Genomic DNA, 19,171 nt, shown 5'->3' on the forward strand with positions numbered 1-19,171 from the left:
ACCTTCCTCCCTTCTTCATAACGCAATGGTGGTCATTCCCACCAGGCATGGAATTGTTGCTCACGATTGGCGACCCAAACAGGCTCACCCTGAACCGGCGTTAACAGGCGATAATTTTTATCTGCGCTGGCTTTTACCAGCTGTATGTACGGATCATCCCAGGTGTGCTTTGCCAATACAAAGCGCCCGGAGTGGCCCGGCAACACCGCGCGGGCGTTGAGATCAACCGCCGCCTGAGCGGTCTCTTCCGGTAGCATATGGATGTACTTCCAGTCCTGGTCGTACTGGCCGTTCTCCATAATGGCTAAATCGACATGACCGAACTGTTCACCAATGGCTTTGAAATGCGGGCCATAGCCGCTGTCCCCGCTGTAGTAAATGTTCTGCTTTGGAGTGACAAACATGAAACTGCCCCATAGCGTCTGGTTGCGCTTCAGCCCACGACCTGAAAAATGCCGGGCGGGCAGGACGTGGACGGTCAGTTCGTCGCTGATGTTGACCTGTTGCTGCCAGTCGGCTTCGGTGATTATCGCGCTGTCCATGCCCCAATAGCGTAGATGTGAACCGACACCGAGCGGGGTGACCACCCGTTTAATCTTCGGCATTAGCCCTTTGATGGTGGCGTAATCCAGATGATCGTAATGGTCGTGAGAGATGACCAGCAGGTCGATGTCCGGCATGGTCTCCGCTCGCCACGGGTACTCCCCTTCAAACGCTTTGTTGAGGAAAGAGAACGGCGCGGCGTAGTTGCTGAATACCGGGTCAATCAGAATGCGTTTTCCGGCGAGCTGTAAATACCATGACGAATGGCCGAGCCAAATCATCACGTCCTGCTGCAACGGCAGCGTAGCGAGAGAGGTTTTCACCATCGGTAAAGGCTGCGCCGGGCGCGCATTGGGGCGCTTCGTGGTCAGGAACTCCCACATCGCAACGGGCATACTTTTTTGCCCCGAATAGCTCGGGGTGGGCTGCTGATTATGAAACTGACCGTCGTGATACTGCGCGGAGGTTTCCACAGCATTGAGCTGCTCGCCCTGCGGCACCTTGCCAAAACCGGCATTCAACACGAACGGTAAACTCGCTGCACTGGCAATTAACATGATGACAACCACACTTAGAAGAAGACGCTGCATATCCTGGCCGAAGACACGCTCCATCCGGCTGGAGACAATGTTGAAGGAAACTTGATTATGAGTGAGTAAGCACTCATTATAGAAAGAGAGCGAAAGTCGTCAAGGCGATTTTCAATTTTTGACATTCAACGTTGAAGTGCGGCTATCGGCGTGATTCAATCGCTGTCTTTTAAAGCCCGAGAGGTAAAGTGTAGTGGCTCGTCCGAAGAGTGAAGACAAGAAGCAGGCATTACTGGAGGCCGCAACGGCTGCCATTGCTCAGCAAGGCATCGCGGCGTCTACGGCGCTGATCGCCCGTAATGCGGGCGTCGCAGAAGGCACGCTGTTTCGCTATTTCGCCACCAAGGACGACCTGCTCAACGCGCTTTACCTGCATCTGAAGAGCTCGCTGTGTGAGACCATGCTGGCGGGTATTAACGATGCCGTGACGCCGAAGGACTTTACGCGCTGTATCTGGAACAGCTATATCTCCTGGGGGGTGCGCAATCCCGTCGGCCATAAAGCGATTCGCCGCATGACGGTCAGCGAAAAGATCACCGCAGAAACCAAACAGCAGGTGAACGATATGTTCCCGGAACTGCATAAACTGTGTCAGCGTTCGGTGCGCCAGATTTTCCTCACTCCCGCCTTTCAGGCCTTTGGCGACGCCCTGTTTTTATCCCTGGCTGAAACCACTATCGAGTTTGCCAGCCATGAGTCTGCGCGAGCCCAGGAGCTGACCGCGCTTGGTTTTGAAGCCATGTGGTTGGCACTGGCAGAAGAGAGTGCCGCATGAATGGCGAGGCGTTAGTCAAACACGCGCACCAGTTTGCCCTGGAACTGCCGTTCACCGAACAGACCTGGCCTTTTGGCCCGGAATACGACGTTTACCGGGTGGGCGGCAAGATCTTCATGATAGCCACCACTCTGCGTGGCAAACCGCTTATCAATCTCAAAGCCGACCCGCAGAAAGCCCTGCTGCACCGGGAGATTTATAAAAGCATCGAGCCGGGTTATCACATGAACAAGAAGCACTGGATAACGGTCTACGGCGGGGATGACATCAGCCCGGAACTGGTCGACGATTTAATAACCGACTCCTGGCACAAGGTGGTCGATAATCTGCCCAAACGCGACCAAAAACGCTTCCGCCCGGGGTGATTTTCTGGCGAAAACGACAAGTGTTATCGCATTTAACCCCTTATCATTTTCCTCCTCTGCCTGTACTCTGCTCCCATCGAACCGGCCCTAAGGGGCTGTAATCCTTAATGGGGAGTTACCATGGACATCATTTCTGTTGCTTTAAAACGTCATTCAACCAAAGCTTTTGATGCCAGCGCGAAGCTGAGCGCTGAGCAGGCCGAAAACCTGAAAACCCTGTTGCAGTTCAGCCCTTCCAGCACCAACTCCCAGCCGTGGCACTTCATCGTAGCCAGCACTGAAGAGGGCAAAGCACGGGTCGCGAAATCGGCTGCCGGTGGCTTCGTGTTCAACGAACGCAAAATGCTCGATGCGTCCCACGTGGTGGTGTTCTGCGCCAAAACGGCGATGGACGATGCCTGGCTGGAAAAAGTGGTCGATCAGGAAGACGCCGATGGCCGTTTTGCCACGCCTGAAGCGAAAGCGGGCAACCATAAGGGCCGTACCTTCTTTGCCGATCTGCACCGTAAAGAGCTGAAAGATGACGCCCACTGGATGCAGAAACAAGTGTACCTGAACGTGGGTAATTTCCTGCTCGGCGTTGCTGCTATGGGCCTCGATGCAGTGCCTATCGAAGGATTTGACGCTGCGGTGATGGACCAGGAATTCGGTCTGACCGAGAAAGGATTCACCAGCGTGGTGGTGGTGGCCGTCGGTCGTCACAGCGTGGAAGATTTCAATGCGGCGCTGCCGAAATCGCGTCTGCCGCAAAGCACCACCATGACCGAGATTTAAGGGATTCACCCGGTCATCAGATGATGACCGGGTAACATTCATCTCTTTGCTTGATAGTCAGCTGGAAGTCTTAGCGCTGCTTATCGAGCCACGCCAGGGCGTGTTCACCCGCCTCATCAATTGGCAAATACACCAGCAGGCGCGAACCGTTGCGCGGAGCGGAATACCAGTACATCTGCTGGAGACTAAATGCGCCCAGCACGGGATGGTTAAACATTTTAATCTGATTCTCGACACCCCTTACATCGTAGCGCTGATGCCACAGGGCTTCGAACTCTGCCGAGGCGGCAAAGAAGCGCGCCAGCTTAGTTTCCCACTCCGCCTCCCCGCGATGATCGGCCATTGCGGCACGAAAATAGGCCACGAACGTTGGCAGCACGTCCGGATTCGCCAGACGGCTGCGCCAGTTTTCATTGGTCAGATAGAGATAAATGCAGTTCCGGTCTTCTTCGGCCATCGCCGCGAAATCGACGCCCATCAGACGACAAAAGCTGTCATTCCACGCCACAATATCAAAACTGGGTTTCTGGATGCTGGCGGGCTGGGGCATCAGGCTGTCGAGCAGACGGCGGGTGCCGGGGCTGATGCCTTCGCACGGCGGGACCTGCAACGACTCCAGCGGCGGCAGCCCGGCGAGCACAAACAGGTGTCGGGTTTCCAGCGGGCTGCACTGTAAGGCCTGCGCCACCGCCTGCATCACCAGCGCCGACGGATTGACCTCCCTGCCCTGCTCCAGCCACGTATACCAGGTTACGCCGACGTCGGCCAGCATCGCCACTTCTTCGCGCCGCAGACCCGGTGTGCGCCGTCTGCCGCTTCGCGGGAGACCGAGTCGCTGTGGATCAAGGCTTTCCCGGCGCGCACGCAGGAAAGCGCCGAGCTGTTTGCGGTTATCATCATGGCGCGTCGGAACGGCCTCAAGCGGTGCGATAAGTGACATGTCACCTCCAGCAGGGTAGTGCCAGTACCAGTATAAGCAGGAACTGGTACCCGGTTATTCATTCAGCGATGCTACGTCCGATCCCTGAATGACGCAATGGAGAACCCCATGAATTCGTCTGCTGTTTCACCCGGTCGTGCCGGGCTGCTATTGCTCTTAACCGGGCAGATGCTGCCGCTGATAGATACCTCCATTACCAACGTAGCGCTGGATTCGATCACCCGCTCGTTGCACACCAGCCCGACGCAGCTGGAACTGATTGTCGCCCTGTACGGTGTGGCCTTTGCCGTGTGTCTGGCGATGGGCAGCAAACTTGGCGATAACTATGGTCGTCGGCGGCTGTTTATGTATGGCGTGGCGCTGTTTGGCGTGGCGTCGCTGCTGTGTGGCATGGCGAACTCGATTCACGCCCTGCTGGCCGCGCGAACGTTGCAGGGCGCAGGTGCGGCGCTGATGGTCCCGCAAATTCTCGCCACCCTGCATGTGACCCTGAAAGGCACCGCCCACGCCCGGGCGATCAGTTTGTACGGCGGGATCGGCGGGATTGCCTTTATCGTCGGGCAGATGGGCGGCGGCTGGCTGGTGTCGGCGGATTTCGCCGGACTCGGCTGGCGCAACGCCTTTTTTATCAACGTGCCTATCTGCCTGCTGGTTCTGGCCTTTAGTCATCGCTATGTGCCAGAAACCCGGAGCGACACCCCGTCGGGCATTGACTGGCCGGGCACCTTTTATCTGGCGGCGATCCTCTCCTGCCTGCTGTTCCCGATGGCGCTGGGTATGGAGCTGCACTGGCCGTGGGCGCTGAAGCTGATGCTACTGGCGATTATCCCGCTGGCGTGGCTGATGCGCGCCAGTGCGCGGACGAAAGAGCGGCGCGGGCAAACGCCGTTGCTGCCGCCGCGGCTGTTAAAACTGCCGAGTATTCGCTTCGGTCTCCTGATAGCCCTGCTGTTCTTTAGCGCCTGGTCAGGCTTTATGTTCTGTATGGCGCTGACCATGCAGTCCGGGCTCGGCATGGCCCCCTGGCAGTCGGGTAACAGCTTTATTGCGCTCGGCATCGCCTATTTTATCTCGGCGCTGTACGCCCCGAAACTGATCGCCCGCTACAGCATGGGTCGCATCCTGCTGATTGGCCTGACGGTACAAATCAGCGGCCTGCTGTTGTTGATGCTGACCTTTTGGTATTTCGGGATGCGCACCCATGCGCTAACCCTGGCCCCGGCCACCGCGCTGGTCGGCTACGGTCAGGCGCTAATTGTGAATAGCTTCTACCGGATTGGGATGCGCGATATTGACGCCCGCGATGCCGGGGCGGGCAGCGCCATTCTTAGCACCCTGCAACAATCGACGCTCGGGCTGGGACCTGCGGTGTTGGGCAGCGTGTTTCTGGCCCTGGCCTCGCAGGGGGATTACACCGCGGCGATCGTCGGTTTTCTCGGGCTTGAGGTTATCCTGATGCTGATCCTCACGGCAGGGGTGCTGGGCTATCGGCGACATTTAGGTCGCTGCCCGCTGCCGTCGTAAAGATCCGTGCTGATTTGCATCTGAATCCTTCAGCGGTCATCATGACCGCTGATAAAGAGGAGATGTTATGCAGGAAATTATATTAGCCCTCAGACAGTGGGGCCTTGAAATAAATCACACCACATCGCTGATTATTATTTTCGCCATTATTTTTCTGACCGCCATTATTTTGCACGTGATATTGCACCGGCTGGTGCTGCGTGCGTTTGAAAAGCGCGCCCAGGCCAGCCAGCATTTCTGGCTACAGGTGATCACCCAGAATAAATTGTTTCATCGGGTGGCGTTCACTATCCAGGGGATCGTGGTACAGGTGCAGGCCGCGCTGTGGCTGCAAAAAGGCAGTGACGCCTCCACCATTCTGATTAACTGTGCCCAGCTGTGGGTGATGCTCTATTCGCTGCTGGCGTTCTTCTCGCTGCTCGATGTACTGCTGAACCTGTCGCAGAAATTCACCTTCTCCTCACAGCTACCGCTGAAGGGCATCTTCCAGGGCGTGAAGCTGGTAAGCGCGATTCTGGTCGGCATTCTGATTATTTCGCTGTTGCTGGGGCAGTCTCCGGCGATCCTCATCAGCGGCTTGGGCGCGATGGCGGCGGTCTTGATGCTGGTGTTTAAAGACCCGATTCTGGGCCTGGTCGCTGGGATCCAACTCTCCGCCAACGATATGCTGCGCCTCGGCGACTGGCTGGAAATGCCAAAGTATGGCGCGGATGGCGCGGTGACCGATATCGGCCTGACCACCGTGAAGGTGCGCAACTGGGATAACACCATCACCACCATTCCCACCTGGTCGCTGGTCTCAGATTCGTTCAAAAACTGGAGCGGGATGTCCGCCTCCGGCGGGCGTCGTATCAAGCGCAGCATTAATATCGACACCACCAGCATCCATTTTCTTGATGAGCAGGAGCAGCAACGCCTGATTCAGGCCAAATTGCTGAAACCCTATATGGACAGCCGTCACGAAGAAATTAGCCAGTGGAATGCGCAGCAAGGCGGCGATGAGTCGATCCTCAACCGACGTAAAATGACCAACGTCGGCACCTTCCGCGTGTACCTGAATGAATATCTGCGTAATCATCCACGGATCCGTAAAGATATGACCCTGATGGTGCGCCAATTAGCGCCCGATGCGAACGGTTTGCCGTTGGAAATATATGCTTTCACCAACACCGTGGTGTGGGCTGAATATGAAGGGATTCAGGCCGATATATTCGACCATATTTATGCGGTAGTGGATGAGTTTGGTTTACGCATTCATCAGGCTCCCACCGGGAACGATATTCGCACGCTTTCCGCAGCACGCGACGCACAGTAAAAACCACAGCGTAGGCCCGGCAAGCGCAAGCGCCGCCGGGCAATCAATCAGGCTCGTTTTCGCAACGTCTTAAACGCCACAAACAAGAACACCACCCACACCGGCAACAGGATTGCCGACAGGCGCATGCCGTCCATGGTCAGCATCAGACCAAGGATCATCAGCAGAAACGCGATACAAATATAGTTGCTGACCGGGGCCCACAGCGCGCGGAATTTCGGCACCCGTCCAATACGCCGCTGGGCCGCCCGGAATTTTAGATGTGCGAGGCAAATCATCACCCAGTTCAGCAGCAGCGTCGCCACCACCAGCGCCATCAGCAGGCCGAAGGCTTCATGCGGCAGCAGGTAGTTCACCAGTACCACCAGCGACGTGATCGCCCCAGAGAGGATAAGCGAGTTGACCGGCACCCCGCGACGGTTGATGCGGGTGAGGAATTTCGGCGCGTTGCCCTGCACCGACAGACCAAACAGCATCCGGCTATTGGAATAGACGCCGCTGTTGTACACCGACAAGGAGGCCACCAGGATGACGAAGTTCAGCGCCGAGGCCACCAGGTTGCTGTCCAGGTTATGGAAAATCATCACGAACGGGCTACTGTCCGATTTGACGTTAATCCACGGATACAGCGCCAGCAGCACAATCAGCGACCCGATATAGAACAGCAGAATGCGATACACCACCTGATTCACCGCTTTCGGGATGGTGGTTTCCGGATCGCGCGCTTCTGCGGCGGTGATACCAATCAGCTCCAGACCGCCAAAGGAGAACATGATCACCGCCAGCGACAGCACCAGGCCATGCCAGCCGGTGGCGAAGAAGCCGCCGTGTTGCCACAGGTTACCAAAACCCGCGTGCTCACCGCCGTGACCGGTAAACAGCATCCACAGGCCAAAGCCAATCATGCCTAAAATCGCCAGCACTTTGATCAGCGCAAACCAGAACTCAGTTTCGCCATACAGGCGCACGTTAACCAGATTAACGGCATTAATGATGACAAAGAAAGCCGCGGCCCAGACCCAGGTCGGTACGTCCGGCAGCCAGTACTGCATATAAATCCCGGCGGCGGTCAGCTCGGCCATCCCCACCAGCACGAACATCACCCAGTAGTTCCAGCCGGAAAGAAAGCCGGCGAACGGCCCCCAGTATTTATAGGCAAAGTGGGCAAAGGAACCGGAAACGGGTTCTTCGACCACCATTTCGCCGAGCTGGCGCATGATCAGAAAAGCGATAATCCCGGCGATGGCATAGCCCAGCACCACCGCAGGCCCGGCCATCTGAATAGCCGGCCCGATGCCGAGAAACAGACCGGTGCCGATAGCACCGCCGAGAGCGATTAACTGGATATGGCGGTTTTGCAGGCCGCGGTGAAGGGTCGGTTGAGTCTCCGACGCCGCATCCGTTGGCAAATGATCGGATGCCGATGACGCGTTTTTCACGTCTTTCCCCTGTAGCGTTTAAAGAAGGGGCACCTTGTAACACTTCAACCGACGTGTCGCAAGTGTCGTCCCGGCGAGTGGCCCCGCCGGAACGTCAGTCGCGCTTAGAAGTCGTAGCTCATCGACACCTTCACGGTGCGCGGTTCGCCCTGGAAGATGTAGGTCCCGTAGCTCTCCACCCCAGACCAGTATTTCTCGTTAGTCACGTTATCCACGCCCACTCGCCAGACCATGTCGTTCTGGTCAGCGTTGACACGCATCCGGTAACGCACCCCGAGGTCAAGCGTAGTGTAGCTGTCGAGTTTCTTGCTGTTGGCCGCGTCAGCGTACTGCGAACCGGTATGGTTCACTTTCGCCGTCGCGGTCAGACCCTCTATCGGTTTGATATCGTATTCACCGCCGAGCACCATATAGAAGCGGGAAACGCCGATCGCGTCGTTGCCGTCGTTGGCCCCGCCTGCGGTTTTGGTCATTTCCGGATCCAGCCAGGTGGTGCTGCCGTTCAGACGCAGACCCAGCATCGGCTCGCCGAACACATTTAACTCAATGCCACGGTTACGTTGTTCGCCGTCCAGCACGTACATATTGCTGCTGTTCAACAGAGCGGAAGGCTTTTTAATTTCGAACAGCGCCAGCGATCCCCCCACCCGCTGGTAGTCCATCTTCACGCCGACTTCGTTCTGCTTCGAGTGCAGAATGCCCATGCTTTCGCCGTAGTTCAGCGCCCCGGTCGGGGCGTTATCGCCCGGCTGCAACGCTTCGGTATGGTTGGCGTACAGCGAAATCTCTTTCCACGGCTTGTAGACGATGCCATAGGTTGGGGTCCAGCGGCTTTCGGTATAGCGCGAAGTGGTGTCTTCATGCCCGGTGGCATTGCTGTAGTTGCGCACCACCACTTTCTGATGACGCGCCGCGGCGGTGAGCAATACCTGGTCGTCGAAGAAACCGAGGGTGTCGCTCAACAGCCAGCCCTGAGTACGGCTGCGCGAAGTGGTCAGCGGATCGTAATAGTCACCGCCGAAATACGCATTATCCGGTTTAGCGACGCCATTATTGTCATAGATGTTGGTGGTCGGATTGTTGGCCGACATCCGCCATGCGGTGGCATCTGAGCGTATCTGTGCCGCGTAGCCGACGTTCACCCGGTGAGAAATTGGCCCTGTGTTGAAGTTGCCGCGCAGGCCACCCATCCCGCTCCAGGCATCAATAATTCGGTTGGTATCCAGCCGTCCGACGGTGGCATCGCCCTGTTCATTGATCAACTTCGGCGCTGAATAGGTGCCGACTTCATGGGAATGCTGTCCGCCAAATGCGGCATAGGTGGTCCAGTTGCGGGTCAGGTCGTACTCGGCTTTGGCCATGCCGAATTCGCTTTCAATATTGCTGTAGCCCCAGGTCTGGCTGTAGTTTTCGCGGGTGTCCGGTACGTCAGGAATGAAATCAACGCCGCTGATGTTGACCCCCATCTCCCCACCGTGGAAGGTTTTCTTCTGATAGCCTAAATCCAGCGAGGTGCGCAGACGGTCCCCGCGATAATCGAGGCCTAACGAGGCCATGGTGGTGCGGCGTTTATCGCCATCTATCGCGGTTTCCCCTTCCCGGTCGACCAGATTCACCCTTGCGCCAAACTGGTTGTCGTCCCCAAAGCGACGGCCTAAATCGAGCGTACCGCCAACCTGCGAATCCGAGGTGTAATCCACCCCCACGCTGGCGGTGGGTGTATCTTCCGCCCGTTTCGGTTCGAGGTTGATAACCCCACCCACGCCGCTACTGGCCGCGCCGTTCAGCAGGCCATTCGCACCTTTGAAGATTTCCACACGCTCAAGCATCTGGGTATCCATCACCTGACGCGGCACCACGCCTGCCAGACCGCCCATCGTCATGTCGTCGCCGTCGAGCTGGAAACCGCGGATTTTATAGGTTTCAGCAAAGTTACCGTAGCCCTGCACCGCCTGCACGCTGGCATCGTTCCTGACCACATCGGCGATGGTTTTAGCCTGCTGATCTTTCACCAGCTTCGAGGTATAGCCGATCACATTGAACGGCACGTCCATGGCGTTCTGTTCGCCGAGCATCCCCATTCGCCCACCGTGGGCAATTTGTCCGTCGAGGAAGGCGGGCACCAGTTGATCGCTGCCGGGCTGGAAATCGCTGCCCTCGGTGGCCTGCACCACCATGGTTTCTTCGGCTTTGGTTGACGACTCAGCCGCTGCCGCTGAGTGAGATACAGCGCCGATCGCTAATGCGATCAGCGTCTTACGAAACGCAATTAGGTTGAAGTTTTGCATGATGTGTTTTTATTTAGTGATTCAGTGCAATGCGCACGACGCTGTCGGGCCCAGTGGTGGAATGGTCTTTATTGAACGGCTGTTTGACGGTGACAAACAGCGTCTCACCGTCGGCTGACAGCAGCAGGCTGTTCGGGTTAGGCTTCACGCTCCAGCGTTTTTTCACCGCATAGGTGCTGGCATCGAGGCTCAGCACGTTACCGGACTCACGCTGCGAGACGTAAATCTCATGGCGTTTGGCGTTGTACACCACGCCCAGGGAATCGCCGATATCAAGCTGCTTAATCACCTTGCCGCTGCGAATATCCAGCACCAGAGTCGTTTTGGCTTTTGAGTTATCGGTAACGAACAAACGGCCAGTGTCGCGGTCTTCGGCGATATTCAGCAGCAGTGCAGGTTTGTCGCCAAGCGGCTTCCAGCGCTGTTCGATACGATGATTGCGCGGGTTGATAACCAATATTTCACCGCCGCCGTTGGCGGCGTAAATGCGCCCGGTTTGGCTGGAATAGTGCAGGCCGGTCATCCATTTGCCGGTGTTTTTAATGCGCGTTTTCAGCTTCAGCGTGTTGGCATCGACCACCCAGATCACCGCCGGGTCAGCCACCGCGCCGACGTACAGGGTATCGTTATGCAGCAGGATTTGGCGCGCGCCGAACGGCAGGCCTTTTTCATTCCGCTCCGGGAACAGCAGACGCGCTTTCACTTTACCGTCAGCGGTATTGAGCGCGCTGAGGCCGCCGTCTAACGAGTGGGTGACAAACACCGTCTGACCATCTTCAGAAAGCGCCATGCCAAAGTTTTTCAAATCGGTATGACTCAGGCCGAGAGTCTTCAGCGACTGCGGGTCGAGTTTGTACACCACCCCGCCCTGCACATCTTTAAACCCTTCGGCGCTGGCGACATACAGCGCGTCGCCTTTCGGGCTTAACGCCATTTCGTACAGGCCATCGGCCAGCTCACGTTTTGTCAGCGTGCCAGCCGTCGTCGGTGAGGCGACTTTGGGGGGAGTGGGTGCCACCGGCGTGCTCTGCGAAGCACATCCCGCCAGCGCGAAAGCCAGCGCCATCGCGGTGAATTGCTGTTTCATGGAAAGTTCCCTGCAAATTTAAATAAAAACGAAAATGAGAACTATACGCATTATCTTTGTTAGTTCAACATTATTTATGCAGGGGAAGAGGTGGCCCGGCAAGCGAAGCGCCGCCGGGCAGTGAACATCAGAACTGGTAGCTGTAGTTGACGCTCGCGAACCAGAAATACGGATTGTCGATATGACCGGAGAACACGTCCGGCGAGGCGACTTTACCCGACTGCATGTGCAGATACTCCATCGCAAAACCAATATTGCTGGCTGGGGTAATCTGGTATTGCGCCCCGGTACCAAAACGCCATTCATCGCCGGTTGGCATACTGAGGGACATATCGCCCTGGCTGTGGTACGGGGTGCTGTCAAACGCCACGCCCGCGTTCAGACGCCATTCTTCCGTCGGACGATACTGCACGCCGAGCGCGGTGTGCCAGGTGTCTTTCAGGCGGCTATTTTTGTTGACCTCGCGGCCTTCAACGGTAATCTGCGGCGCACCAAACTGGCTCCAGTCCTGCCAGCCGAGATCCCCCATCACCGACCACTGTTTGTTGATGTCGTGTACCACGCTCAGCATGATTTGTTGCGGGGCACGAACCTGCGCGGTCAGCGGCAGCTCAAAGTTACCCTGCGGCAGACGCACTTTGCCGTCGACGTCAAAGTCGTAATCGGTTTTGCTGTTCCAGGTTATCCCGGCGCGGGTCTGGTCGGTGAGCTGCATCAACAGACCCAGACGATAACTGGCGGCCCAGTCATGGTCCTTCTGCTTTTTATCGTCGCCGTCCACGTCGCGGGTCAGGCTAAGGAAGCCATAGTTAGCGTTAACCGATGCGCCAATCGACACCTTGTCGCTCAGCTTATAGGCAAGCGACGGGCTAACGGTCAGCGCCATCATTGAGCTCTTTTTGATCAGGCCATCGCCCGCCCAATCGCCGTAATCAATCCCCAGGCCGAAGTTGCCGTACATGCCGATCCCGGCATACAGATTATCGGTCAATTTCTGGCTGTAGAACGCATTGCCGTTGGGCATGACGTCGAGAATATTGCTCGGACTTTGCCTGTCGTTATCGAGCTGATAATCGATATTACCGCCCAGCGCCTGCAAGCCGCCGGTAAACATATGGTCCGGCAAACGGGTCATCCCCGCCGGGTTGGTCGCGATAGTCGACGCGTCCTGAGCACGCGCGGCCTGCCCGGCCCCGGCCAGAGCGGTATCTTCGGTTCCAATTTCATAGAAATAGAGCGCACTGGCGTGAGCCAGTGATGTGCAAAGCAGTCCAGAGCACACGAGGGCGATTTTTTTCATTTGCCACCTGCCAAAAATAAGCGTTATTGCATTGTTATGATTTGAAAAAGCATAGTTACCCGCGTCAAATTTGCCAGTGGCAAACGCAGGGATAACCCCTTCTTTTTGAAGGGGCAAAAGGATAACAAAGGGGTGCTTACTTCTTCAGCAAGAGATCTATTTATTTATAAATGGCTGGGCTATTTCTGCATCCGATCGAGCTGGGTTCGGTCGGCTTCCTGGGCCTTGTTCGCCAGTTGCTGGAACTGCGTCGGCGCGTAGTGCCCGTCTGGGGAGGGCAGGCGCTCCATATCGTGGCCTTTATAGATTTTCAACTCGCCGAGCGTCGAGAGGGTAAAACCCGCCATCATCGCAGGCATGTGCAGTTCATACGGCGACGATTTTTCGAAAGGCACCGGGGTTGGCAGGCGGTTATCGCTGAGATTATAGTTGCGTTTCAGCACCAGAAACTTGTCCGGCACCCGGCGTTTACTGTTCCACCAGTCGCCATCCACTTCGCGGAATTTCTGCTCGGTTTCTTCACGCGTCACCACCCCCAAACCCACCAGCGCCTGATGGATCTGCTTGTCCATCGCCTTGTTATAGGCATCCACCGATCCGGCATCGCCTTGCAGGATGACGTTAATGGCCAACCGGGCACCCAGCAGATTGGAGTAGAGATCTTCCGGGGAAAACGCCGAGATCTCCTCGGAGAAACCGGGCACCGACTGGAAGCCGTACCACTGGGCAACCTCGTGCCATTCCGCCAGCTCAAAGGCAATTTTCCCCGCCAGCCACGCCGCCAGGGTGTAGCGTTGCGGCATCGAGGCCGGAGGCGTAAACGCATTGAGCTGAATGCGGCGAACACCCAGCTCCTCGCTGTAGAAAAAGCGCCAGCGCTGACCGAGCTTCGGATAAATTTTCGAGAACAAATAGAAGGTGTTATCGGCAGTATCACGTACGTGGGCGATATCAATAAAGCCGCCGCGATGGGTATAAATCAGCCCGCTTTTTTCATCGCTCAAGCCGACTAAATCTTTGACCGCCGCCAGCGCGCTGTCGTTGTAATGATGATGCCCAAGGGTATCAAGCGTCAGCACGTTGCCAATCTGATACACCGGGATCGGCACGCCAATCGCGCGCACGTTCAGATCATAGCCAAAAGCGCAGCAGGGGCGCAGCGATTCTGGTGCCACCAGATGCCCGACCACTGGCGACACGCGTCGGGCTTGTTCCACTGGCAGCAGCGAATCGCTCGCCCCTACCACGCTGGTCACCAGTAACAGACTTAACAGCCAACCCCGCATCAATACGCCTCCGCAACCTGAAAATAGAAACCGGCACTGTCCCGGCCAAAGCCCAAATCCAGCCGGATGTTCATATCCGGCTTCACTTCAAAACGGTAGCCCACGCCCACCGTCGGCAGCAGCGGGTTATCGCCCAAATTTGACGGCGAACTGCCGAGCGCTCCGACGCCCGCCCACAGCACGTAGCCGTGTCTCCAGGTCAGCTTTTCGCGATACTCCACCTGACCGCTGACCACGTCGTTATCGCGATAGCGCCCCTGATAATAGCCGCGCAGACGATTGTCATCCCCGGCTTCTGACAGCCGGTCCCACGGCACGTCCCCGTGGGTAAAGCGCCCCCACAGATCAAACGCCACCACCCGTTTGTCATCCAGCGGGAGATAATAGTTGTATTGCATCTTTGTGGCGGTGAAATGGGTATCTGAGCCCAGGGACGGGTCGAAATAGCTGTATTCCACGCTGATATATTGCCCGTGATGCGGCTGAGTGATGACGTCACGCGAATCGTAGTTAAGGCTGACGGTGGCCCCGGAACTGAGCGGGTTGGTGGTGTGCGCATACTGAGAGAATTTATCGCCCGGTTTGCTGTTTTTGATGTTGGCATTCATCGCCGAGAAATCCCAGCCGACGCCGAGGTACAAATTGTTGACGATTTGGCGCATCAACTGCGGATGCACCTGCACCGAATTATCGTTGTATTTTTGCGAGTCGCCCTGGGCAGCATCGTAGCCCACCCCCCAAAATTCGGTCGGCACTTTCGCCACCGCACCATCGATAAACAGCCGCCAGCGATCGTCGGAAAAGAAGGTGTAATTGTGCAGCCCAACGCCGAGTGCGCCGCTGGTACTGACAAATCCAGTGAAGGAGATGGACGAGTTCTGCGTCGTTTTATCGTTAGGATCGACGCGATAAATACCGGCTACCGCGGTGCCAAGCCCGAGCTTTAGCTCCGGTGTATAAAACGGTCCCGGCAACACGCTCCAGTCGATGCCTTTGCTGGGATCGTACTGGTTATCGGCCCCGAGTTTTCCCAGAAAATCGTCGATCGATTGCTGACTGATTTCTGCCACGGCGGGCGTCGCGATACCTGCGCTCACCAGCCCTGCCAGCACTACACCCCATCTGTTCATCAGAATCGGTATTCACCCGCGATAAAGAAGCTGTTGCGATCGTTAAAACCGAATTCTGTCAGCACGTTGAAGTTCTGCGTGATTTCGTACTGTGCCCCCACCAGCATGTTCCACGGTGAAGTCAGGTGCTGTTTCACGTCAAAGCGCCCGTTCTCCACCACGCTGTCCAGCGCCGACGGCAGGTTCAAATCAGAGAGATTGCCCTTAAATTCCTGCTGCACGTCCTGATACATGGTGCCCACCCACAGGCTGAGGTGCGACGGCCCGGCAATACCTGGCATTTCGAAGCGGTAACCGACACGCGGTGACACCACCAGAGCCGAGATTTTACCGTCAAGAATATCAAAACTGGTTTGGGTATAGTTGGTGTCGAGAATGGTAAACCAATTACCGTATCCGCCCGCCAGCGTGACCCCGGCCCCGTAGGTGGTACCTTCAAAATTGAGCTTAAAGTCGAGGTCTTGCAGCGCCCCGCTTTCATAACCCGCATGTATCGCCTGAGCGATGATGCGATTTCGATCGAAACGGCCATACTTTGATGGGTCGGCATCTACGGAAATATTCGACACCGACGAGCCTTTGGTGTGGCCGAGAATGCCGTAAACGTTGAGGAACGGAAACACCCACATATCGAGACGCAGGTTTTCGGTTTCGCTGCGCTGGCGGGTATCACCCACGCCGATATTAAACATGTCATCCGGGATGGGCATACCGCCAAACTGTAGCCCGGTCAGGGAAATGCTTTCGACGTTAATGTTCTGACGCATATTCATGTAACTGACGTTCACCCCAAACGGCAGCGGAATAGAATAACCACGCGCCCGGGCTTCATCGCCCCAAATCGGGAACATACTGTCGCTGGAGGACGCGTCCTCCGGGTTGAGGGGACTTGTAGTCCCCGCACCGCAGGCTGCCCCAGAGATCAGCAGCAGCGGGACCAGCGTTTGACTCCATCTCATCATTTTATTCTCGTTTACGCATTGCACCGATTAAAGCCCGGAGCCGACATTAAAATAGACCGCCTGTTCACCTTCGCTAAAGGCCACATCGACGCCGGTATACAGCCCATATTGTCGGGCTATCAGATAGCGAAATCCGGAACCCCAGGCGACTTCACTGGAGCGGAATAACTCATCATTTTCATTGGCAGCGCTTCCCGCACCGACAAAACCTTGCAGGATCCAGCGCGGCGTCACCTGCCACGCCAGCTGCGTTTGCACCGTGCCGACGTAGTCACCCTGATAGCGATAGCGCGAAATGCCACGCAGATTGATATCCGGGCGCGTCATCGGTGGCAAATGGCTGTCGCTATTGGTCAGCGCCTGATAGTTGCCCGCCAGCCCTAGCGTCAGGGTGCGGGTCAGCGGCAGATAATATTTTCCGTCAACCGTGAGCTGGTTATAGCGATAATCACCGCCCAAAAACGAACTGTAGAACCGGTACTCGGCGCTCAATGACAACCCTTTGTGAGGATAGAAAAAATTATCCGTAGTGTCATATTCCGCCAGCAGCCCGACCGCTGACGAGGTGCTGTCGCTGCCAAAAATACGCTGCCAGGCGGCGTTAATCAGCTTATTGTCAGCCGAAATTTCCGTGCGGGCATAGAACTGCGATACCCCCAGAAAGACCGGGGAATCGCCGACGCGGAACTGCAGTTTTTGCAGGCCGCCGTAGCCCTTGGTATTAGTATTAATTGCCTTATTCTTACCAAACCCCAGCACATCCCCGCTGTAAATATCGAGGTTGACGTCGGCATAGCCGACGCCTACCAGGTAGCGAATATGGTCGTTATTCCAGGTGTGTCGATGCCCGCCCCCGGCAAACCAGCTGCCGTTTTCGGTGGCTCCCCCGCCAAAGGCCGTCAGATTGGGCGGAATAAAACGGTCGCCGTCCATCTTGCCTTTGCCGTGTAAGAACAGGCCGAACAACCCGCCACCGTAGCCTATCGCCGGTTCAGTAATCACCACCGGGATCGGTAAAAAACCGTAGCGGTTATCGCGCAGGTACTCGCTCATATCGAACATGTCGTCCTGCGCGTCGAACAGGCTGGCGGCCATGCCCTGCCCGCTGCTTAATAGCAGCAGTAAGGCCGCCATGTCTCTCCACCTCATGCCTGCGGCCCGCCGGGCGTCGTGGCGGGTGCGGCGTACCAGTTGTCTTTCGCCACGCCCACCGCCGTGTCCGGTTGCAGGACAAAGTTAGGCGACATAATCTGCACGCCGAATTCGTTAAAGACGTCCTGAATGTTGCTGTGCAGCGCGTTACGCGCCACGGCCAGCGAGGTGCCCGGCAGCAGTCTGACCTGCAATTCGTAAGAGATATACCAGTCCATCAGGCTCAGTTGGCGCACCAGCGGCGCATGGGCGTGATCGATGCCCTCGGCGCGACGGGCCGCCAGCTCCAGCATCGCGTGGACCTGCCGCCACGGCGTGTCATAGCCGATGGTCACGCCGGTGGTGAGGTTCACCCCGCCGTCAGGGTTTTGCGCACTGAGGTTGGTAATTTTGCCGCTGACCACCACCGCGTTGGGCACCGTCACGACATAGTTTTCACGGGTAATAATTTTGGTGGCCAGCATCCCAATCTCGCTGACTTGGCCTTCGTTGTCTGCAATTCGGATAACGTCACCTTTGCGTAATGCGCGGGAGTAGATAAGCACTAACCCGCTCATGGCATGGTTCATTAGGCCCGCCGAGCCGAGCGTCAACATCAGACCGAAGAAAACGCTAATGCCCTTGAACGCCAGCGAGTTCGCACCGGGCAGGAAGGGATAGGCAGCAGAGAGGGCAAACAACCAGACCATGACCGAAATCAGCTTGCGCGTTGCGCCAACCGTTTCCGGATGTAAACCAGGGAGTTGCACTTTACCCGTCGCCACCTGGTTAAGTAAAACCTTCAATAATTTAATAATAAACGAAGTAATCAGGAAGATTATCAAAACGATAAGCAAACCGGGCATCGCCGAGGCTATCGACAGGGCGATTTTTTGCAGCACCCGCCAGGTCCAGTTCCCGAGTGATTCGCCCCACACGCGGGTCCACGGGAACAGGCTAAATATCCAGCCCAGCCATAGATACACTGCCACCAGCGACAGCAGGATCATCAGCAGGCCATACAGCTTTGATTCGATAGCGCCTAAAAAACGCCGCCAGCTGTAAGGAATAATGCCGCGTTTTTCCAGCAGCATCAGGCGGTTATAGCGTCGTACCCACAGCCAGGTGCGGTACGCCCCGTAGCAAAACAGCGCCAGTACCGCGAGGCCCAGCACCGATTTCAGCGCCGCCAGCGCCAGATAGCCGGAGTTGTACTGATCCTTTAACGCGGTACGCTGCATTTCCATGCGCGCCAGCACCCGCTGGGCGGCCTGATCGAGGGTGAGATCGTCGCCTTCATCAAGATCCGCCTGACTGAGTAACATGATCGGTTTGCCGTTCATCAGGAACAACCGTGCGGGCTGGTTATAGCGGGTAATCGGTTCCACAGTCAGCGGTTGGCTGACGTCATCGTGGGTGAAGGCACGCAGGGTATTGCGGATGCGCAGGACGCGCTCTTCCGGGGTGCTCAGCCCAAATGTGGCCTGCAACATGACAATTGGCTGGTGGAAAATATAGACCGTTCGCGCCCGTTCCTGATCGGTAGGCTGCTGCCGCGGTTCGGCGGCAAATAAGGGAAACGCCAGCAGCAGCGAAAGCCACGCCAGTAACACATGCCGCATCCTGTTCATAATTTCTACCCGCAAAAGTGGTTTTTATCGTTATTATTCAGAGCACAAAAGCAAAAGGCTGGCCTGCTCTGTTTTGAGCATAGACCAGCCT

The 19,171-nt window shown here is 56.6% G+C and carries 16 protein-coding genes; 5 read left to right on the plus strand and 11 right to left on the minus strand.

Annotated elements, in window-relative coordinates:
* Window positions 1-32: 32 nt before the first annotated feature.
* On the minus strand, window positions 33-1,133 hold the full coding sequence (locus SIK69_RS02555) for an MBL fold metallo-hydrolase (protein WP_319785321.1): 1,101 nt from the start codon (window positions 1,131-1,133) through the stop codon (window positions 33-35).
* A gap of 193 nt (window positions 1,134-1,326) precedes the next feature.
* Between SIK69_RS02555 and SIK69_RS02560 the strand changes: the two genes are divergently transcribed.
* The 3 genes from SIK69_RS02560 (at window position 1,327) to nfsB (ending at window position 3,047) form a co-directional block, all read left to right on the plus strand.
* A complete protein-coding gene (locus SIK69_RS02560) occupies window positions 1,327-1,908 on the plus strand; it encodes a TetR/AcrR family transcriptional regulator (protein WP_319626873.1) in 582 nt (193 codons plus the stop codon).
* Window positions 1,905-2,273: an MmcQ/YjbR family DNA-binding protein gene (locus SIK69_RS02565; RefSeq protein ID WP_319785322.1), complete on the plus strand. Its 369-nt coding sequence runs from the start codon at window positions 1,905-1,907 to the stop codon at window positions 2,271-2,273. The genes SIK69_RS02560 and SIK69_RS02565 overlap by 4 nt, the downstream gene beginning before the upstream one ends.
* A 120-nt stretch (window positions 2,274-2,393) precedes the next feature.
* Complete coding sequence (nfsB, locus tag SIK69_RS02570) at window positions 2,394-3,047, plus strand: oxygen-insensitive NAD(P)H nitroreductase (protein WP_319626871.1); 654 nt, start codon at window positions 2,394-2,396, stop codon at window positions 3,045-3,047.
* A 70-nt stretch (window positions 3,048-3,117) separates the two neighbouring features.
* Here the strand turns inward: nfsB and SIK69_RS02575 are convergent, their stop codons facing one another.
* Window positions 3,118-3,987: a helix-turn-helix transcriptional regulator gene (locus SIK69_RS02575; protein ID WP_319626870.1), complete on the minus strand. Its 870-nt coding sequence runs from the start codon at window positions 3,985-3,987 to the stop codon at window positions 3,118-3,120.
* A gap of 108 nt (window positions 3,988-4,095) precedes the next feature.
* Between SIK69_RS02575 and SIK69_RS02580 the strand changes: the two genes are divergently transcribed.
* Both SIK69_RS02580 and SIK69_RS02585 read left to right on the plus strand, forming a co-directional pair.
* On the plus strand, window positions 4,096-5,511 hold the full coding sequence (locus SIK69_RS02580; protein ID WP_319626869.1) for an MFS transporter: 1,416 nt from the start codon (window positions 4,096-4,098) through the stop codon (window positions 5,509-5,511).
* A 67-nt stretch (window positions 5,512-5,578) separates the two neighbouring features.
* Window positions 5,579-6,826, plus strand: a complete 1,248-nt coding sequence (locus SIK69_RS02585; RefSeq protein WP_319785323.1) for a mechanosensitive ion channel family protein — start codon at window positions 5,579-5,581, stop codon at window positions 6,824-6,826.
* 47 nt (window positions 6,827-6,873) lie between these two features.
* On the opposite strand, the gene pheP is transcribed toward SIK69_RS02585, so the two are convergent.
* The 9 genes from pheP to SIK69_RS02630 form a co-directional block, all read right to left on the minus strand.
* Window positions 6,874-8,265, minus strand: a complete 1,392-nt coding sequence (gene pheP / locus SIK69_RS02590; protein WP_319626867.1) for a phenylalanine transporter — start codon at window positions 8,263-8,265, stop codon at window positions 6,874-6,876.
* Window positions 8,266-8,369: 104 nt separating this feature from the next.
* Window positions 8,370-10,553 carry a TonB-dependent receptor gene (locus SIK69_RS02595; RefSeq protein WP_319785324.1) on the minus strand — a complete coding sequence of 728 codons (2,184 nt, stop codon included), beginning with the start codon at window positions 10,551-10,553 and terminating at the stop codon, window positions 8,370-8,372.
* Window positions 10,554-10,566: 13 nt separating this feature from the next.
* The gene (locus tag SIK69_RS02600; protein ID WP_319785325.1) at window positions 10,567-11,640 is read right to left on the minus strand and encodes a YncE family protein; all 1,074 of its coding nucleotides are present in this window, start codon (window positions 11,638-11,640) and stop codon (window positions 10,567-10,569) included.
* A gap of 127 nt (window positions 11,641-11,767) precedes the next feature.
* On the minus strand, window positions 11,768-12,940 hold the full coding sequence (locus SIK69_RS02605; protein ID WP_319785326.1) for an OmpP1/FadL family transporter: 1,173 nt from the start codon (window positions 12,938-12,940) through the stop codon (window positions 11,768-11,770).
* A gap of 179 nt (window positions 12,941-13,119) precedes the next feature.
* Window positions 13,120-14,226, minus strand: coding sequence for a DUF4056 domain-containing protein (locus tag SIK69_RS02610; RefSeq protein ID WP_319626863.1), 1,107 nt, complete (start codon window positions 14,224-14,226; stop codon window positions 13,120-13,122).
* Entirely contained in the window at window positions 14,226-15,356 is a 1,131-nt protein-coding gene (locus tag SIK69_RS02615) for a BamA/TamA family outer membrane protein (protein WP_319785327.1), read from the minus strand. The genes SIK69_RS02610 and SIK69_RS02615 overlap by 1 nt, the downstream gene beginning before the upstream one ends.
* Window positions 15,356-16,315, minus strand: coding sequence for a hypothetical protein (locus tag SIK69_RS02620; protein WP_319626976.1), 960 nt, complete (start codon window positions 16,313-16,315; stop codon window positions 15,356-15,358). Before SIK69_RS02620 ends, SIK69_RS02615 begins: the two co-directional genes overlap by 1 nt.
* Before the next feature lie 30 nt (window positions 16,316-16,345).
* On the minus strand, window positions 16,346-17,452 hold the full coding sequence (locus SIK69_RS02625) for a BamA/TamA family outer membrane protein (RefSeq protein ID WP_319785328.1): 1,107 nt from the start codon (window positions 17,450-17,452) through the stop codon (window positions 16,346-16,348).
* An 11-nt stretch (window positions 17,453-17,463) separates the two neighbouring features.
* A complete protein-coding gene (locus SIK69_RS02630; protein WP_319785329.1) occupies window positions 17,464-19,080 on the minus strand; it encodes a mechanosensitive ion channel family protein in 1,617 nt (538 codons plus the stop codon).
* Between the last annotated feature and the right edge of the window lie 91 nt (window positions 19,081-19,171).

Source organism: Scandinavium lactucae (genome assembly GCF_033843265.1).
GTDB lineage: Bacteria > Pseudomonadota > Gammaproteobacteria > Enterobacterales > Enterobacteriaceae > Scandinavium > Scandinavium lactucae.

What these genes read in the sequence shown, in the direction of transcription:
- SIK69_RS02580 (WP_319626869.1), top strand. Translation starts at nt 4,096, where the DNA reads ATGAATTCGTCTGCTGTTTCACCCGGTCGTGCCGGGCTGCTATTGCTC.
- SIK69_RS02625 (WP_319785328.1), bottom strand. Translation starts at nt 17,452, where the DNA reads ATGGCGGCCTTACTGCTGCTATTAAGCAGCGGGCAGGGCATGGCCGCC.
- SIK69_RS02620 (WP_319626976.1), bottom strand. Translation starts at nt 16,315, where the DNA reads ATGAGATGGAGTCAAACGCTGGTCCCGCTGCTGCTGATCTCTGGGGCA.
- SIK69_RS02575 (WP_319626870.1), bottom strand. Translation starts at nt 3,987, where the DNA reads ATGTCACTTATCGCACCGCTTGAGGCCGTTCCGACGCGCCATGATGAT.
- SIK69_RS02630 (WP_319785329.1), bottom strand. Translation starts at nt 19,080, where the DNA reads ATGAACAGGATGCGGCATGTGTTACTGGCGTGGCTTTCGCTGCTGCTG.
- SIK69_RS02555 (WP_319785321.1), bottom strand. Translation starts at nt 1,133, where the DNA reads ATGCAGCGTCTTCTTCTAAGTGTGGTTGTCATCATGTTAATTGCCAGT.
- SIK69_RS02610 (WP_319626863.1), bottom strand. Translation starts at nt 14,226, where the DNA reads ATGCGGGGTTGGCTGTTAAGTCTGTTACTGGTGACCAGCGTGGTAGGG.
- SIK69_RS02565 (WP_319785322.1), top strand. Translation starts at nt 1,905, where the DNA reads ATGAATGGCGAGGCGTTAGTCAAACACGCGCACCAGTTTGCCCTGGAA.
- SIK69_RS02585 (WP_319785323.1), top strand. Translation starts at nt 5,579, where the DNA reads ATGCAGGAAATTATATTAGCCCTCAGACAGTGGGGCCTTGAAATAAAT.
- SIK69_RS02600 (WP_319785325.1), bottom strand. Translation starts at nt 11,640, where the DNA reads ATGAAACAGCAATTCACCGCGATGGCGCTGGCTTTCGCGCTGGCGGGA.
- SIK69_RS02615 (WP_319785327.1), bottom strand. Translation starts at nt 15,356, where the DNA reads ATGAACAGATGGGGTGTAGTGCTGGCAGGGCTGGTGAGCGCAGGTATC.
- nfsB (WP_319626871.1), top strand. Translation starts at nt 2,394, where the DNA reads ATGGACATCATTTCTGTTGCTTTAAAACGTCATTCAACCAAAGCTTTT.
- SIK69_RS02595 (WP_319785324.1), bottom strand. Translation starts at nt 10,553, where the DNA reads ATGCAAAACTTCAACCTAATTGCGTTTCGTAAGACGCTGATCGCATTA.
- SIK69_RS02605 (WP_319785326.1), bottom strand. Translation starts at nt 12,940, where the DNA reads ATGAAAAAAATCGCCCTCGTGTGCTCTGGACTGCTTTGCACATCACTG.